11 protein-coding genes and 1 pseudogene are annotated in these 16,962 nt (G+C 58.5%); 7 read left to right on the forward strand and 5 right to left on the reverse strand.

Annotated features, from left to right (window positions below):
* Positions 1 to 48: 48 nt before the first annotated feature.
* The 4 genes from AOC04_RS03755 (at position 49) to AOC04_RS03770 (ending at position 4,195) form a co-directional block, all read left to right on the forward strand.
* A complete protein-coding gene (locus tag AOC04_RS03755) occupies positions 49 to 285 on the forward strand; it encodes a DUF1653 domain-containing protein (protein WP_060691214.1) in 237 nt (78 codons plus the stop codon).
* Between the two features lie 114 nt (positions 286 to 399).
* The gene (gene topA, locus AOC04_RS03760) at positions 400 to 3,027 is read left to right on the forward strand and encodes a type I DNA topoisomerase (protein WP_060691215.1); all 2,628 of its coding nucleotides are present in this window, start codon (positions 400 to 402) and stop codon (positions 3,025 to 3,027) included.
* A gap of 294 nt (positions 3,028 to 3,321) precedes the next feature.
* Positions 3,322 to 3,843, forward strand: coding sequence for a DUF6586 family protein (locus AOC04_RS03765; protein ID WP_060691216.1), 522 nt, complete (start codon positions 3,322 to 3,324; stop codon positions 3,841 to 3,843).
* A gap of 118 nt (positions 3,844 to 3,961) precedes the next feature.
* Positions 3,962 to 4,195, forward strand: coding sequence for a hypothetical protein (locus AOC04_RS03770; RefSeq protein ID WP_060696865.1), 234 nt, complete (start codon positions 3,962 to 3,964; stop codon positions 4,193 to 4,195).
* Between the two features lie 75 nt (positions 4,196 to 4,270).
* Here AOC04_RS03770 and sulA read toward each other — a convergent pair whose 3' ends face one another.
* Together sulA and lexA are read right to left on the reverse strand one after the other, a co-directional pair.
* Entirely contained in the window at positions 4,271 to 4,744 is a 474-nt protein-coding gene (sulA, locus tag AOC04_RS03775) for an SOS-induced cell division inhibitor SulA (RefSeq protein ID WP_060691217.1), read from the reverse strand.
* 10 nt (positions 4,745 to 4,754) lie between these two features.
* Positions 4,755 to 5,363, reverse strand: a complete 609-nt coding sequence (gene lexA, locus AOC04_RS03780) for a transcriptional repressor LexA (RefSeq protein WP_003446624.1) — start codon at positions 5,361 to 5,363, stop codon at positions 4,755 to 4,757.
* A 254-nt stretch (positions 5,364 to 5,617) separates the two neighbouring features.
* On the opposite strand from lexA, the gene AOC04_RS03785 reads away from it, so the two are divergent.
* Both AOC04_RS03785 and nagZ read left to right on the forward strand, forming a co-directional pair.
* On the forward strand, positions 5,618 to 6,325 hold the full coding sequence (locus AOC04_RS03785; protein WP_060691218.1) for a TetR/AcrR family transcriptional regulator: 708 nt from the start codon (positions 5,618 to 5,620) through the stop codon (positions 6,323 to 6,325).
* 160 nt (positions 6,326 to 6,485) lie between these two features.
* Positions 6,486 to 7,483: pseudogene (gene nagZ, locus AOC04_RS03790) on the forward strand (beta-N-acetylhexosaminidase).
* A gap of 97 nt (positions 7,484 to 7,580) precedes the next feature.
* Here nagZ and AOC04_RS03795 read toward each other — a convergent pair.
* Complete coding sequence (locus AOC04_RS03795; RefSeq protein ID WP_060691219.1) at positions 7,581 to 10,283, reverse strand: DEAD/DEAH box helicase; 2,703 nt, start codon at positions 10,281 to 10,283, stop codon at positions 7,581 to 7,583.
* A gap of 11 nt (positions 10,284 to 10,294) precedes the next feature.
* Positions 10,295 to 13,744, reverse strand: a complete 3,450-nt coding sequence (gene mfd, locus AOC04_RS03800; RefSeq protein WP_060691220.1) for a transcription-repair coupling factor — start codon at positions 13,742 to 13,744, stop codon at positions 10,295 to 10,297.
* 288 nt (positions 13,745 to 14,032) lie between these two features.
* Here mfd and AOC04_RS03805 point away from each other — a divergent pair, with 288 nt between their 5' ends.
* A complete protein-coding gene (locus AOC04_RS03805; RefSeq protein WP_060691221.1) occupies positions 14,033 to 15,496 on the forward strand; it encodes a glyceraldehyde-3-phosphate dehydrogenase in 1,464 nt (487 codons plus the stop codon).
* Between the two features lie 162 nt (positions 15,497 to 15,658).
* Here AOC04_RS03805 and tcuC read toward each other — a convergent pair whose 3' ends face one another.
* The gene (gene tcuC / locus AOC04_RS03810) at positions 15,659 to 16,957 is read right to left on the reverse strand and encodes an MFS transporter (RefSeq protein ID WP_060691222.1); all 1,299 of its coding nucleotides are present in this window, start codon (positions 16,955 to 16,957) and stop codon (positions 15,659 to 15,661) included.
* Between the last annotated feature and the right edge of the window lie 5 nt (positions 16,958 to 16,962).

Raw genomic sequence — 16,962 nt, forward strand, 5'->3', positions numbered from 1 at the left:
TTTTTGTTTTTTGGGTGTTTTGAATTTTTTTCTTTTAGGGAGCGCAACATGTCGGTACAACTTGGGCTCTATCAGCACTATAAAGGCCCGCAATATCGGGTGTTCAATGTGGCGCGTCACTCTGAGACCGAAGAGGAAGTCGTGTTTTACCAGGCTTTGCATGGTGAATTCGGCTATTGGGTACGTCCGCTGCAGATGTTCATTGAAACGGTCGAATATGAGGGCGAAACAGTCCCTCGTTTCGCACTGGTAAAGGCTGAGCCAAGCATTTTCCCCACGCCATAAGGCAAGGTCGCGCAGAACCCTGTGCTTGACCTCACCTTGTAGCCACTATATATAGCGGTGCCGCGTCAGGCGCGAACCGCCTTTCACTTCTAGAATTCAGGAATTTTCTGATCCATGGGCAAATCGCTGGTCATTGTGGAATCCCCGGCTAAGGCCAAGACCATCAACAAGTACTTGGGTAACGAGTACGTGGTGAAGTCGAGTATCGGCCATATCCGAGACCTGCCCACCAGCGGTTCGGCTAGCGCCACCAAAGAACCTGCTGCCAAGCGCGGCAAGGCTGCTGCTGGTGAGGTGCCGGCCCTGTCGCCCAAAGAGAAAGCTCAAAAGCAGCTGATCTCGCGCATGGGTGTCGATCCGGAGCATGGCTGGAAAGCCAAGTACGAGATCCTCCCGGGCAAGGAAAAGGTCATCGAAGAGCTGCGCCGGCTCGCCAAGGATGCTGACACCATCTATCTCGCAACCGACTTGGATCGCGAGGGGGAAGCCATTGCCTGGCACCTGCGCGAAGCCATCGGTGGTGATGACAGCCGCTACAAGCGCGTGGTGTTCAACGAAATCACCAAGAAGGCGATTCAGGAAGCCTTCTCCAAGCCGGGCGAGCTGGACATCAACCGTGTCAACGCTCAGCAGGCGCGTCGTTTCCTCGACCGCGTGGTGGGCTACATGGTTTCGCCACTGCTGTGGGCGAAAATCGCCCGTGGCCTGTCGGCCGGTCGTGTGCAATCGGTAGCCGTTAAGCTGGTGGTCGAGCGTGAGCGTGAAATTCGTGCGTTCAACCCCGAAGAGTACTGGGAAATCCACGCAGACCTTGGCACTGCCAAGGGTGCGAAAGTGCGCTTCGACGTTGCCCGTGAAAAGGGCGAAGCCTTCAAGCCGCTGAACGAAACTCAGGCCATGGCGGCGCTGGAGAAGCTAAAAGCCTCCAACTACACCATCTCCAAGCGTGAAGACAAGCCGACCAGCAGCAAGCCTTCTGCACCCTTCATTACCTCCACCCTGCAACAGGCCGCGAGCAATCGCCTGGGCTTCGGGGTGAAGAAAACCATGATGATGGCCCAGCGTTTGTACGAAGCCGGCTACATCACGTATATGCGTACCGACTCCACCAACCTCTCGGCTGACGCGGTTGAAATGGCGCGCAACTACATCGAGGGTGAGTTCGGTGCGTCCTACCTGCCGCCGGCACCGAACGTGTACAGCAGCAAGGAAGGCGCTCAGGAGGCTCACGAAGCAATTCGTCCTTCTGACGTTAATACCGATCCAAGCAAGCTGTCGGGCATGGAGCGTGATGCTGAGCGGCTCTACGAGCTGATCTGGCGCCAGTTTGTTGCTTGCCAGATGCTGCCGGCCAAATACCTGTCAACCACCGTCAGCGTCGCTGCCGGTGACTTTGAGCTGCGCGCCAAGGGCCGCATCCTGAAGTTCGACGGCTATACCCGGGTCATGCCGCAAATTGCCAAGCCGGGCGACGACGATGTGCTGCCGGACATGGCGCAGGGCGACGTGCTGAAATTGATCGAACTCGATCCTAGCCAGCACTTCACCAAGCCACCTGCGCGTTACTCCGAAGCCAGTCTGGTTAAAGAGATGGAAAAACGCGGTATCGGTCGTCCCTCGACCTACGCCGCGATCATCGGCACCATTCAGGACCGTGGTTACGTGGCGCTGCATAACCGTCGCTTCTACTCCGAAAAAATGGGTGACATCGTTACCGAACGTTTGTCCGAGAGCTTCTCTGACCTGATGGACTACGGCTTTACCGCCGGTATGGAAGAGAATCTCGATGATGTGGCGCACGGTGAGCGCGACTGGAAAAACGTGCTGGACGAGTTCTACGGCGACTTCAAAAAGAAACTTGAAGTAGCGGCTGCACCGGAAGGCGGGATGCGTGCCAACCAGCCGGTAATGACCGACATTCCGTGCAAGGAATGCGGGCGTCCGATGCAGATACGTACTGCGTCGACCGGTGTGTTCCTGGGTTGCTCGGGCTATAGCCTGCCTCCTAAAGAGCGCTGCAAGGCTACGGTTAATCTCGTACCCGGCGACGAAATTGCTGCCGACGACGAGGGTGAGTCCGAATCGCTGGTACTGCTGGGCAAGCACCGTTGCCCGATTTGCAGCACCGCGATGGATGCTTACCTGCTGGATGAGAAGCACAAGCTGCATATCTGCGGTAACAACCCGGATTGCACGGGCTACGAAATTGAAGAAGGCAGCTACCGCATCAAGGGCTACGAAGGGCCAAGCCTGGAGTGTGACAAGTGCGGTAGCGAGATGCAGCTCAAGACCGGTCGCTTCGGCAAGTTCTTCGGTTGCACCAACGCTGAATGCAAGAACACCCGTAAATTGCTGAAAAGTGGTGAGGCTGCGCCGCCGAAAATGGATCCGGTGAAAATGCCGGAGCTCAAATGCGAGAAGGTCAACGACACGTATATCTTGCGTGACGGTGCTTCGGGGTTGTTCCTGGCGGCCAGTCAGTTTCCGAAAAACCGCGAGACCCGTGCGCCGCTGGTCATCGAAATTGTTCCGCACAAAGACGAGATCGATCCCAAGTATCACTTCCTGTGTGAGGCGCCGAAAAAAGACCCGGATGGTCGTCCTGCGGTAATTCGCTACAGTCGCAAGACCAAAGAGCAGTACGTGCAGACTGAAGTTGAGGGCAAACCAACCGGCTGGCGTGCTTTCTACGACGGCAAGAGCTGGAAAGTTGAAGACAAGCGTAAAGAGAAAGACGCTTGATTTAGCGTGACGGTTTAACAAAAAAACCGCGCAAGGGCTGCATGCCTTGCGCGGTTTTTTTGTGATTGTCCTGTACTGGCCTGTGTAGCAGTTGCCGCAGGCTACCTCCGGTTGCAAAGCAATCGTAAATCCTGCGAGCGGGGGGCTCCTGTTTTACGACGACTGCGTCGCCGGACGTGGCCTGCGGCAACTGCTACAAATAGGAGGGCCCAGCTTTTGGCGCTTGCACCTGCCGCCCCTGATCCCTGAGACTGCTCAGCTGCACTTGTCTAATTCGCTGTGGAGCGCGCCCGCATGGCCCATGAACTCTATACCCGTACCAATCAGAAAATCTATTTCGCCGGTCTGGCCCTGGAGGCCATGAACAAGGCCGGCGAAGGTCGGGCCATGAATGCTCAGGCGCTGGTGCAGGCTGAGCGAGAGTCGGCGGTGTTCCATTTATATGGTGCGCTGTTGGGGTTGTGTCATGAGATCGCGGGGTTCTACCGTCTGCCTCAGGCTAGCGCGCCCAGGGTTGAACTGTTACTCACTCAAGAGGTGCTGGAGGCGATCGCCATCCCCGAATTGGCAGAAATGGTCGAGCTGGCGCGTGCGCCGCAGACATGGCTGGCCCAATTGATAGCCACCCATGGAGCGTTGTATCAGCCCTTGCAGGCGCCGAAAAAGGTTAAGGCCGATGTTTTCCAGCCCTTGATCGTGGCGGTCAATCTTGATGACGAAACGCCCCATGAGCTAAGCCGGGAAACGCTGGAAGAGTGGCGCCAGAATTTGAAGTCTTTGGCTATCCGCTTTCGCGATGGGCTTAATGAGTGCTGATGGTCGAAGTTAAAACTGTACAGTCATTCATCAGGCTGTAATGAAACCGGCACAGATCCCGGGAAATTTCCAAGGGATGGCTGATATAATCCCGCGCTTTCGTGGAGAACAAACTTTTATGCCAACGTCCTTTCTAGAAATTGTCGAGTTGCCAGACGGCCGTATCGAGTTGCGTCGGGCTGAAGACGAAGGGTCTTTGGTGACGCTGAGTTTCTCTGAAGATGCCAAGGCATTTCTTCAGGGGCAGCACGTAGAGGTGGCCAAGGCCATGCTTAGCGTAGGTGTGCAGATGGCCGGCCGGCTGGCCGAAGGTGAGCTCGAAAAAGATGACGGGCCGCATGTTCTTCATTAAGAAGCGACTCGTGCCTCTCGCGTGCCACAGGCCGGCTTCTGTGTTCAGCAGAAGCCCTGTGACAGCGTCATTGGTTTAACCCAGGCGGATATTCAAGCTTTGCCCATGACCGGTGCGTGCCGCGCCAATCAACTGTTGGCGGGCAGCGGTATTCAGCGGGTTGATCCAGCTGACTACCGTGTGGCTTCGGCCCAGGCGCAGGGCTTCGCAGGTGAGTTGCAGCGTGCTTTTATTACCGTTTGGCTGCAGCAGCAAAATACGTTCGCGGTTCAGGCCCGCATCGCGTAACCAGCTTTGAGTCAGGCTGGCGGGTGGTGCAATCAGTGTCAGCCAGCGGTCGTCCGGTTGTTCGCTCAGTTCGCGCAGCATGGGAGCAAGCAGGTTCAGGCAGTTTCCGGCGGCACCGCGCAGCGACAATTCACTGAATACTTCAGGTTCGGCGCTCCAGGGTGAATCGAGCACGTCTTTGATCACAGGGGTCATTGGTTTTGCCATGAACGCCTCGAACAGAGTGAGTTGTGCTGGCAGCGGTGTTTGGGGGAACTGCATGAAGCCTCCTTTAGCGGCGAATGACGCCGACACTCAAGCCTTCAATGACCAGTTCCTGGTCCTTGAGGTTGACTTCAATCGGTGCGAAGTCAGGGTTCTCGGCGATTAGCCAGACCTTGTTACCTTCACGCTTGAAGCGTTTTACAGTCACTTCGTCGTCAATACGGGCCACGACTATCTGGCCGTTACGGGCTTCGCGACAGGTATGAACGGCAAGCAGGTCACCATCGAAGATGCCGACGTCTTTCATGCTCATGCCTTGTACCCGAAGCAGGTAGTCGGCGCGCGGATGGAAGAAGGTCGGGTTGATGTTGCATGACTCTTCGACATGCTCCTGCGCCAGGATCGGGGCGCCGGCAGCAACCCGGCCGATGATGGGCAGGGTGGATTCGTCGGACTTGGCTTCGAAACCGGGGATGCGAATGCCGCGTGATGCTCCTGGAGTCATCTCGATGGCACCCTTGCGGGCAAGGGCCTTGAGATGCTCTTCGGCGGCGTTCGGTGATTTGAAGCCCAGCTCCTGTGCGATCTCGGCACGGGTGGGCGGGTATCCGTTGTCATCCAGGCATCGCTTGATGAAAGCCAGGATCTCAGCTTGGCGTGGCGTCAGTTTTAGCATGTTGATCGCTCTGTCTTTTTATACAGTGACTGGGATTATATACAGTGATAGCTGATTGGCAATCACCCATTTCCAGGAGTCCGCCGGACGGTCGCCTGGGGCGTTGCGCACTTTATCAGCTGCGACCTTGCGGGCCGAGGCTGTGATTAAATGCAAAACTGCACGGTCGCAATGTGAATACGCCACCTTGACTTTTTATAAGCTGAAACGTATGTTTCAAACAACTGTTTAAATGTTTGTCAGGCGGAGTAGCCATGGCCCAGTCGGAAACCGTTGAACGTATCCTTGATGCTGCCGAGCAGCTGTTCGCGGAAAAAGGGTTTGCCGAAACCTCATTGCGGCTGATTACCAGCAAGGCCGGAGTCAATCTCGCGGCGGTCAATTACCATTTCGGTTCAAAGAAAGCGCTGATCCAGGCGGTTTTTTCGCGTTTTCTGGGGCCTTTTTGCGCCAATCTGGATCGCGAGCTTGAGCGCCGTCAGGCCAAACCGGAAAATCGTCCCGCCCTTGAAGAGTTGCTGGAGATGCTGGTCGAGCAGGCGCTGGTGATTCAACCGCGCAGCGGCAATGATCTGTCGATCTTCATGCGCTTGCTGGGTCTGGCATTCAGCCAGAGCCAGGGCCACCTGCGTCGTTACCTTGAAGACATGTACGGCAAGGTTTTCCGCCGTTACATGTTGCTGGTCAATGAAGCAGCCCCGCAAATTCCGCCTCTGGAGTTGTTCTGGCGCGTGCATTTCATGCTCGGCGCCGCGGCGTTCAGCATGTCCGGGATCAAGGCGTTGCGCGCCATTGCCGAAACCGACTTCGGGGTAAACACCTCGATCGAGCAGGTGATGCGTCTGATGGTGCCCTTCCTGGCGGCGGGCATGCGCGCTGAAAGCGGCGTAGTAGATCCGGCAATGGCCAGCGCCCAGCTGCGTCCCCGCACCAAAACCCCGCAGGTCAGCGCCAAGGTTTGACCTGCTGCTGGTGGGCGTGGCAGCTGAGTTCCGCTAAGCTAGCTGCCATGCTTGCCCCTGACTTATTCCCCGTTCCCAACTCGCAGCTGCCTCATTTGTTTGAGGCCCGTAGCGCTGTGTCCGCGGCTTTTTATTTAAAGGATTACCCATGAGTTCTGCCCTGCAAGGCTCCTTGATGGTGGACGTCGCCGGTACCTGGCTGACGGCTGAAGATCGGCAATTGCTGCGCCAGCCTGAAGTGGGGGGGTGATTATGTTTGCCCGTAACATTGAGCATCCCCGCCAGGTGCGCGAGCTGAGTGCTTCGATTCGGGCCATTCGTCCTGACCTGCTGCTGGCGGTCGATCAGGAAGGCGGACGGGTCCAGCGTCTGCGCCAGGGTTTCGTGCGTCTGCCTGCCATGCGCGCCATAGCCGATAACCCCAATGCCGAGTATCTGGCTGAACAATGTGGCTGGATCATGGCGACCGAAGTGCTGGCTGTGGGGTTGGACCTGAGCTTCGCGCCGGTGCTGGATCTGGATTACCAGCGCAGTGCAGTGGTTGGCAGTCGTTCATTCGAAGGCGACCCGCAGCGTGCGGCGTTATTGGCCGGGGCATTTATTCGCGGGATGAATGACGCGGGCATGGCTGCAACCGGCAAGCATTTTCCCGGCCACGGGTGGGCAGAAGCTGATTCCCATGTAGCGATTCCCGTAGATGAACGCAGTCTTGAACAGATCCGCAGTCACGACCTGGTTCCCTTTGCCCTGTTGAGCACGCACCTGGCTGCTGTCATGCCGGCCCATGTGATCTATCCGCAAGTCGACAGTCAGCCAGCCGGTTTTTCCCGTCGTTGGTTGCAGGACATTTTGCGGGGTGAGCTTGCGTTTGACGGCGTGATCTTCAGTGACGATCTGTCGATGGCTGGCGCCCATGTCGTGGGCGATGCGGCCAGCCGTATAGAAGCGGCTCTTTCGGCCGGTTGCGACATGGGGCTGGTGTGCAACGACCGGGCGGCGGCAGAGCTGGCACTTAGCGCGGTGCAGCGCATGAAGGTTACCCCTTCGCCGCGGATTGCCCGTATGCGCGCCCAGGCATGGGCCAGCACCGACTACCGCCAGAGCCCGCGCTGGCTGGTGGCGACGGGTGCGCTCAGAGATGCTCAGTTGATTGATTGAAGGGCTTTGACCTGTAGGAGCGGCCGGTCGACGCTCGATTGCTCGCGAGCTTTTGAAGAGCTCGCGAGCAAGCTCGCTCCTACAGCAGGGCATTGTTTCAGCGCTTTTCGATTTTGGGCGGCAGCGGCGCAAACAGTGCATCGATGTCGTCGTCCTGCAGTTTCCAGTCTCCGGCGATCCGGCCATCCAGAACACCTGCCGCCAAATCCGACTTTTCCTGCTGCAAGTGCTGGATTTTCTCTTCCACGGTGCCGCGGGCAATCATCTTGTACACAAACACCGGTTTTTCCTGGCCGATGCGGTAGGCGCGGTCGGTTGCCTGGTTTTCCGCTGCAGGGTTCCACCACGGATCGTAGTGGATCACGGTGTCGGCCTCGGTCAGGTTCAAGCCCACGCCGCCAGCCTTGAGGCTGATCAAAAAGATCTGCAACGAGCCGCTCTGGAAGTCCTTCACCGGCGCGCGACGGTCGCGGGTTTGCCCGGTCAGGATGGCGTAGCGCACTTTGCGTTTTTTCAGTTCGGCTTCGATCAGCCCGAGCATTGAAGTGAACTGCGAAAACAGCAGGATGCGCCGGCCTTCGGCAAACAGCTCATCAAGCATCAGCATCAAGCTGTCGAGCTTGCCGGAGGTGCTGCCTTTTTTCGGCGGGGTGTCGCTGACCAGTCGCAGGTCGCAACACACCTGGCGTAGTTTGAGCAGCGCTTCAAGGATGATGATCTGGCTGCGGCCGACCCCTTTGCGGGTGATTTCGTCGCGCACCTTTTTGTCCATTGCCAGGCGCATGGTTTCGTACACATCGCGCTGGGCTTCATTGAGATCCACCCAGTGGATGATCTCGGTCTTGGGCGGCAATTCGGTCGCGACCTGCTCCTTGGTGCGGCGCAACAGAAATGGCTTGATCCGCGCATTGAGGTGCTGCAAACGCTCATCGCTGCCCTGACGCTCGATCGGCACCCGGTAATCGCGGTTGAAGGTTTTGACATCACCGAGCCAGCCCGGCAGCAAAAAGTGGAACAGCGACCACAACTCGCCAAGGTGGTTTTCCAGGGGCGTGCCGCTCAGGCACAAGCGCTGACGTGCATTCAGTTCACAGGCGGCCTGAGAAGCCTTGCTGCCGGGATTCTTGATGTATTGCGCTTCATCCAGCACCAGAACATGCAGGGGCAGTGTTGCCAGTCGCTCGATGTCTTTGGGCAACAAGGCATAGGTGGTCAGGATTACGTCATAGTCGTTGAGGTGCTCAAAATGCTTTTTGCGGGTCGCCCCATACAGCGCCAGTACCTTGAGTTGCGGGGTGAAATGCGCCGCCTCGTCGAGCCAGTTGGGAATCAGGCTGGTAGGCATGACCACCATGGCCGGGCGATCCAGTCGGCCGGCGTTTTTCTCACACAGGATATGGGCCAGGGTTTGCAGGGTTTTACCCAGCCCCATGTCGTCCGCCAGGATCCCGCCAACCTCAAGCTGGCGCAGTGACTGCATCCAGCTCAGGCCTTCCAGTTGATACGGGCGCAGGTTGGCGTTGAGGCCCTCCGGGGCCTGGACGCTGAAGTCCTTGATGTCGCGCAGGCGCTGGGCAAAACCACGGATGTGCTCGCCGCCTTCCCAGCGTAAAGGCAGTGCATCCAGAGCGTTAAGGCGCGGCGCATCGGCACTTTTGATGCGCAGGCTGGTTGCACCCGGCTCTCCCAGATAAAACTCGTCCAGGGTCGCCAGTACCGGTTTCAGTCGCCCGTAAGGCAGGGCTACTTGCAGCGGGCCCTGGCCACTGTTGGGGGGGGTGGGGATGTTCACCAGGATCAGATCGTCGTCCCGACGCTTGGCCAGTTTTTCGGGGCTCAGCAGGTCGGTGTGGGAGCGCATCAGGTTTAGCAGAATTGGCAGCAAACTCAGGCGCTGGCCGTTGACGATGATCCCCAGCTCCAGGTCGAACCAGTCGTGCTCCGGGGCCTCATCGACACTGGCGTACCAGTCTTGCACCGGGCTCAAGTCAAAACCGAAGTCTTCATCAATCTGCAACTCCCAGCCTTGTTCACGCAGGCTGGGCATCTGATTGAGGGTGAAGTTGAGCCAGGCACTGTCATTGACCATTTCAAACAGTTCGCCGGCGCTTTCAGGCAACGCCTTGCTCTGGCGGGTGGCAATTTTAAAGCCCAGTGTGCGCAACTGCTCGCGAAAGGCGTTTTCCGCCTCGGGCTGGCGTTTGATCCGTAAGGTCTGGTGTTCCTGGCGGATCAGGATGTCGGCGTTTTTTTGCCCGCTGGCGTATTGCTCAAGGTAATTGAACGACAGCGCGGCACGGTGCTGGATATAGCGCTGCATTTTGCCGTTGCGCGGTTCGAAGGCGCTGAATTCGGCACTGGCCAGCCATAGGCGCGGCACGGGCTGCACATCGTCAATCAGCACTTCGGGCAGGTTGGCAGGGCGACGTGAGTCAAGTACGGCCTGGAGTTTTTCCAGAAGCTCGGCGTCCTGGGCAGCGGCAGGGTAGTTCAAGGTTTCTTCAATCTTCAGTAATACGGCAGCAGTGTGCTTGCAGTTGGCGCGCACCGGGCAGGTGCAATTGGCGCTCACCAGCAGCAATGTGCCTTTGGCCGAGTCGCGCAGTTGAATGGTCTGGCGGTAGGTGTTCTCGCCCGAACCCTGACAGCTTGCAGTAATCAGGCTGTCACCGATCTGGACAATCCTGACGCGGTTTTGCCTGGCGTAACTGCGACCACGCTCCAGGCATTGCTCCTTGAAGCGACTGACCCAGGTCGGTGCGAGCGGTTTGGTCAGTTGCGGTGTCAGGCTCAGGGACATGGGGGCTTCATTCAGGACGACTTCGGCGTCAGACGCTCAAACAGCGTCTCAATAGTGTTGAAGCGTTCTTCGGCACGTTCCATCGGCACCATGAACTTGAACAGGGTGGCGCCTTCGAATTTGTAACGGTTGGGCTGGCCCTGAATCAGCTTGATCAGCACCAGCGGATCAACCGGGGTGTCCGCGGCAAATTCGATGCGTCCACCTTGCGGGCCGGCGTCGACCTTTTTGATCCCCAGTTGCTCGGCCTGCAATTTGAGCAGGGTAATGCGCACCAGATTTTTGGTCGGTTCAGGTAGCAAGCCAAAGCGGTCGATCATCTCGACCTGCAAATCCTTGAGACCTTCTTCGTCGCTGGCGTTGGCAATGCGTTTGTAGAGAATCAGCCGGGTGTGAACATCCGGTAGATAGGCTTCAGGAATAAGGGCCGGTACCCGCAGGTTGATTTCCGGTCCGCCGCCCAGCGGCTGGTCGAGGTTGGGCTGTTCGCCCTTGCGGATCGACTTCACCGCGCGCTCGAGCATTTCCATGTACAGGGTAAAACCGACGGCCTGGATCTGGCCGCTTTGGCCGTCACCGAGCAGCTCGCCCGCACCACGGATTTCCAGGTCGTTGGTGGCCAGCACAAAACCGGCACCCAGGTCCTGGGTGTTGGCGATGGCTTCCAGACGCTTTTGTGCGTCGCCAGTGATTTGCTGGCGCGGTGGTGTCAGCAGGTAGGCGTAAGCCTGGTGGTGACTGCGTCCAACCCGGCCGCGCAACTGGTGCAGCTGTGCCAGGCCGAACTTGTCGGCGCGCTCGATGATGATGGTGTTGGCGCTCGGCACGTCGATCCCGGTCTCGATGATGGTCGAGGCGATCAGCACGTTGAAACGCTTGTGATAGAAGTCGCTCATCACCTGTTCGAGTTCGCGTTCGCGCATCTGCCCGTGGCCGATGCCGATCCGCGCTTCGGGTACCAGCTCTGCCAGTTCGGCGGCGCATTTCTCGATGGTTTTGACATCGTTGTGCAGGTAGTAAACCTGGCCGCCACGCAACAATTCACGCAGCAACGCCTCTTTGACGGTGCTGTTGTTCTGCTCCATGACGAAGGTGCGCACCGACAGGCGGCGGGCGGGCGGCGTGGCAATGATCGACAGATCACGCATGCCCGACACGGCCATGTTCAAGGTGCGAGGGATTGGCGTTGCGGTGAGGGTCAGAATGTCGACCTCGCTGCGCAGGGCCTTGAGCTGTTCTTTCTGGCGCACCCCGAACCGGTGCTCTTCGTCGATGATCACCAGGCCGAGGTTTTTGATTTTGACGTCGTCCTGCAGCAGCTTGTGGGTGCCGATCACGATGTCGATCTTGCCCTCGGCCAGCTGGGCCACGGCAGCGTTGATTTCTTTGGCGGACTTGAAGCGGCTCATCACCTCGACCGTTACGGGCCAGTCGGCAAAACGGTCGCGGAAGCTGTTGTAGTGCTGCTGCGCGAGCAGGGTGGTGGGCACCAGAATCGCCACCTGACGGCCGCCATGCACGGCAATAAAGGCGGCACGCATGGCCACTTCAGTTTTGCCGAAGCCCACGTCGCCACACACCAGGCGGTCCATCGGCTTGGGCGACAACATGTCGGCGCGCACGGCTTCGATGGTGGTTTGCTGGTCCGGCGTTTCCTCGAACGGGAAGCCAGCGCTGAAGGTCGCGTAATCAGCCTTCGGGTCGGCAAACGCATGGCCTTCACGGGCAGCCCGGCGCGCATAGATGTCCAGCAGCTCGGCCGCCACGTCTCGTACTTGCTCGGCGGCTTTGCGCTTGGCTTTTTGCCAGGTTTCGGAGCCCAGGCGATGCAGTGGCGCTAGCTCGTCGTCGCTGCCGGTGTAGCGGGCGATCAGGTGCAGGTTGGCCACGGGCACGTAGAGCTTGGCGCCCTCGGCGTATTCCAGGGTCAGGAACTCGGCCACCTGATTGTCGACTTCCAGCGTCGCCAGCCCTTGATAGCGGCCGACACCGTGGTCGATATGCACCACCGGTGCGCCTTCGCGCAGCTCGGTAAGGTTTTTGATCACTGCGTCGTTGTTGGCGTCGGCGCGTTTCTCGCGACGCCGACGCTGCATCACCCGCTGCCCGAACAGCGGGCTTTCGGCGATCAGTGCCAGCGCCGGATCGTCCAGCAGCAAGCCCTCATCGAGGGGCGCAATGGTGATGGCCAGTCGATGTTTACTGGCCACGAAATCCGGCCAGTTTTCGACGGTTTTCGGGCGAAGTTTCAGACGCTCCAGCAGTTCGAGCAGTACTTCGCGGCGACCGGCGGATTCGGCAGTAAACAGCACGCGGCCATCAAACTGCTCTAAAAACCCGGACAACGCCGCCAGTGGCTGATTGGCCTTGGCTTCGATCGCCAGATTCGGCAGCGGCCGTGCCGGGAAGCGTTCGCGGCTGCTGCCGGTGTCAACGTCGTCCTGGCTGACCACTACCCGTGGCCAGTTTTTCAGCCGGGCAAAGCAGTCATCTACCGGCAGGAACAGTTCGGCAGGCGGCAACAACGGGCGGGACGGGTCGACGCGGCGTTCTTCGTAACGGTTGCGCACGTCAGACCAGAAATTCTCCGCCGCTTGCTCGATACCCGGCAGCGAGAACACTTGTGTGTCTCCCGGCAAGTAGTCGAACAGGGTCGAGGTTTCATCGAAAAACAGCGGCAGGTAGTACTCAATACCTGCAGGGGTGATCCCGCTGCTCAGGTCCTGAAAGACCGGGCAACGGCGGAAGTCCACATCAAAGCGTTCGCGAAAGCGCGCCTTGAAACGGGTTACGGCGTCTTTTTGCAGCGGAAATTCGCGTGCCGGCAGCAAGCGTACCGACTCAACCTTGTCGATCGAGCGCTGGGTTTCCGGGTCGAAGGTGCGCAGGGTTTCGATTTCATCGTCGAACAGGTCGATCCGGTAGGGCAGTTTGCTGCCCATCGGGAACAGGTCGATCAGCGCACCGCGTACCGCGAACTCGCCGTGCTCATACACCGTATCGACGCAGCGATAACCGCTGGCCTCAAGCCGGGTCCGCATCTGCTCGACGTCCAGCTTCTGCCCGATATCCAGCACCAGGCTGCTGCCCAGCAAAAAACGGGTCGGAGCCAGGCGATGTAGGGCCGTCGTGATCGGCACTACCAAAACCCCGTGACTCAGCTCTGGCAGCCGGTACAGGCTGGCGATACGCTGGGAAATGATGTCCTGGTGCGGCGAGAACAGATCGTAGGGCAGGGTTTCCCAGTCGGGAAAATGCAGCACCGGCAACTCGGGCGCGAAAAACCTCAACTCCTGCTCAAGGCGTTCGGCGCTTTGGCTGTCGGCGGTCAGGAGCAGGGTGAAGCGCTGGGCGGCGCTGGCAGCTTCGGCGATTGCGAGGCTCAGGGCGGCACCGGGCAGGTTGCCCCAGTGCTGTTTACCTGCAGTGGCAGGGAGTTTCGGTAGACGCAGGACGGGCACGGAAGGTTGAGCTCCAAGCGTTGCGACAAAGTCGGCAATTGTAACGGGCCAAGGGGCTGGCTGTCAGTTGCAGTCTTTAAAGAGGGTGTTGAAATCTGTGTGTGATACCTGACATGGGGGCGCCAGCAGGGTTGCTCAAGGGCTGCAAGCCCATGAAATGATGGGTGTTATAAATTTATTCGCCTTTATTTACGGGTGCTTAAACGTTTCAGTTATGGCGTATGACAGGCGTGCATTGCCCATGCAGGGAGGCAGCGGCATAATGTAGCCCCTTTTTTCAGCCCCTACATGTGGAAGGTTCCCGTGACTCAGAAGCCCGACCAGTGTCTTGGTGAATGGATCGACCGTGAAGCACTCGCAGAAGCGATGATCCCGCTAATCGGTCAGCTCTACCGCAATAACAATGTGGTGAGTTCGATCTATGGCCGCAGCCTGATCAACCGTTCAGTCATCGCGATTCTCAAAGCTCACCGCTTTGCGCGTCATCGCCAGTCCGATGACAGCGAATTGTCCGTACACGAAACTTTCCCTCTGCTCAAGGCAATGAGCGAGCTCAAGCTCGGTGCTGCTTCGGTAGACCTGGGCAAGCTGGCCGTTAAATTCAAGGCCGAAGGCAATGGCCGTACTGCCGAGCAGTTCGTGCGTGAAGAACTGGCCGATGTAGTGGGTCAGCAGAATGCTTCTGCACGCAAAGGCACTGACGTTGTGCTGTACGGCTTCGGTCGTATCGGCCGTCTGCTGGCACGCATCCTGATCGAAAAAACCGGTGGCGGCGACGGCCTGCGTCTGCGTGCCATCGTGGTGCGCAAAGGCGCCGACAACGATCTGGTCAAGCGTGCCAGCCTGCTGCGTCGTGACTCGGTACATGGCCCGTTCGATGGCACCATCGTTATTGATGAAGTCAACAACACCATCACCGCCAACGGTAACCTGATCCAGGTGATCTACGCGAAGAACCCGACTGAAGTGGACTACACCCAGTACGGTATTCAAAACGCACTGCTGGTGGACAACACCGGCGTATGGCGTGACGCCGAAGGCCTTGGCCAGCACCTGGCATGCCCTGGCATTGACCGCGTGGTGTTGACCGCTCCGGGCAAAGGCAAGCTGAAAAACATCGTTCACGGCATCAACCACGGCGAAATCACCGCAGACGACAAGATCGTTTCGGCGGCATCCTGCACCACCAACGCCATCGTGCCGGTGCTCAAGGCTGTCAACGACAAGTTCGGCATCGTCAACGGTCACGTTGAAACGGTTCACTCGTACACCAACGACCAGAACCTGATCGACAACTTCCACAAGGGCGATCGCCGTGGTCGCAGCGCCGCGCTGAACATGGTTATCACCGAGACCGGTGCTGCCACAGCTGCTGCCAAGGCTCTGCCCGAGCTGGCCGGCAAGCTGACCGGTAACGCGATCCGCGTTCCGACGCCAAACGTTTCGATGGCCATCCTCAACCTCAACCTTGAGAAGCCGGCTACCCGTGAAGAAATGAACGAGTACCTGCGCTACATGGCGTTGCACTCCGATCTGCACAAGCAAATCGACTACGTGAACTCCCAGGAAGTGGTTTCCACTGACTTCGTAGGTTCGCGTCACGCCGGTGTGGTCGATGCTGAAGCCACTATCTGCAATGACAACCGCGTTGTGCTGTACGTGTGGTACGACAACGAATTCGGTTACAGCTGCCAGGTAGTTCGCGTGATGGAAGACATGGCCGGGGTCAACCCGCCAGCGTTCCCGCGCTAAGCAACCGCCGCAACTGAAAACGCCCCGACTGGTTCGGGGCGTTTTTGTGTGTGAAGCTTTTTGTAGTCGCTGCCGAAGGCTGCGAAGGGTTGCTGGGTAACCCGTTTCCTTGAGACCTCATGGATCCGATCGCAGCCTGCGGCAGCGACTACAAGTGTAGCCTTAGCTGTTGCCCGGGATTGCGGCTTGAGCCGTGCGCAGTTCATGTTTGTTGCCGCGAAACAGCACCACGGTTGCAATCAGGCCCAGTACGGCGGCACCGGTCAGCCACAGGCCCGGTGCGGCCTTGTTGTCCAGCACGTGGATCAGGTAGGTACAGGCCGCCGGGGTAAAACCACCGAAGGTCGCAGTCGCCAGGCTATAGGCCAGCGAGAATCCAGTGGTACGCACTTCAACCGGCATGATTTCGGTAAGCGCCACGACCATGGCGCCGTTATACGAGCCATACAGGAACGACAGCCACAGCTCGACGATCAGCAGATGGCTGAAGCTCGGGTTGGCCACCAGCCAGGACAGCGCCGGATAAGCGGTCAGGATCGCCAGGATGGTTGCGCCCAGCAGCAGCGGTTTACGCCCCACTTTATCGGACAGCGCGCCCATGACCGGCAGCCAGAAGAAGTTCGACAGGCCAATGCACACCGTCACCAGCAGCGCATCGAAGTCCGACAGGTGCAGTTCTGACTTGCCGAAGGTCGGGGTGTACGCGGTGATCAGGTAGAACGACACGGTGGTCATTACCACCAGCGCCATGCCGCCCAGTACCAGCCCAAAGTTCTGACCGATGGAACGTACGATTTCACGCAGGGTAGGGTGATGCGTCCGGGCTTCGAACTCAGGGGTTTCTTCCATCGATTTACGGATGACAAAGATCACCGGCACGATCATGCAACCAATCAGGAACGGGATGCGCCAGCCCCAGTCACCCATGTCTTGCGGGCTCAACCAGTGATTGAGGCCAACACCCAGCAGGCCGGCGAAGACCACGGCTGCTTGCTGGCTAGCCGATTGCCAGCTGACGAAGAAGCCTTTGCGCCCGGGGGTGGCGATTTCCGCCAGGTATACCGACACACCGCCCAGTTCCACGCCCGCCGAAAAGCCTTGCAGCAAGCGACCGAGCAAAACCAGTAACGGAGCTGCGACACCCAGTGTGGCGTAGCCCGGTACACAGGCAATCAGCACGGTGCCCATGGCCATCAGGGCGAGGGTAATGATCAGGCCTTTACGGCGGCCATGACGGTCGATATAGGCGCCGAGAAAGATTGCGCCCAATGGACGCATTAGGAAGCCTGCGCCGAAAGTGGCCAAGGCGAGCATTAATGACGCGAATGCGCTGTCGGACGGAAAGAAGGTTTTGGCAATGGCCGTGGCATAGAAGCCAAAGACCATGAAGTCGAACATCTCTAGAAAGTTACCGCTGACAACGCGAAAAATCGCCTTGCCTTTGCCCATACTGGAGGCCATCAAAA

Origin of the sequence: Pseudomonas versuta, assembly GCF_001294575.1 — a bacterium.
Lineage (GTDB): Bacteria > Pseudomonadota > Gammaproteobacteria > Pseudomonadales > Pseudomonadaceae > Aquipseudomonas > Aquipseudomonas versuta.

Coding starts and splice junctions, on each gene's coding strand:
- lexA (WP_003446624.1), bottom strand. CDS start 5,363: ATGCTAAAACTGACGCCACGCCAAGCTGAGATCCTGGCTTTCATCAAG.
- AOC04_RS03805 (WP_060691221.1), top strand. CDS start 14,033: ATGTGGAAGGTTCCCGTGACTCAGAAGCCCGACCAGTGTCTTGGTGAA.
- AOC04_RS03795 (WP_060691219.1), bottom strand. CDS start 10,283: ATGTCCCTGAGCCTGACACCGCAACTGACCAAACCGCTCGCACCGACC.
- AOC04_RS03785 (WP_060691218.1), top strand. CDS start 5,618: ATGGCCCAGTCGGAAACCGTTGAACGTATCCTTGATGCTGCCGAGCAG.
- sulA (WP_060691217.1), bottom strand. CDS start 4,744: ATGCAGTTCCCCCAAACACCGCTGCCAGCACAACTCACTCTGTTCGAG.
- tcuC (WP_060691222.1), bottom strand. CDS start 16,957: ATGGCCTCCAGTATGGGCAAAGGCAAGGCGATTTTTCGCGTTGTCAGC.
- AOC04_RS03770 (WP_060696865.1), top strand. CDS start 3,962: ATGCCAACGTCCTTTCTAGAAATTGTCGAGTTGCCAGACGGCCGTATC.
- AOC04_RS03765 (WP_060691216.1), top strand. CDS start 3,322: ATGGCCCATGAACTCTATACCCGTACCAATCAGAAAATCTATTTCGCC.
- AOC04_RS03755 (WP_060691214.1), top strand. CDS start 49: ATGTCGGTACAACTTGGGCTCTATCAGCACTATAAAGGCCCGCAATAT.
- topA (WP_060691215.1), top strand. CDS start 400: ATGGGCAAATCGCTGGTCATTGTGGAATCCCCGGCTAAGGCCAAGACC.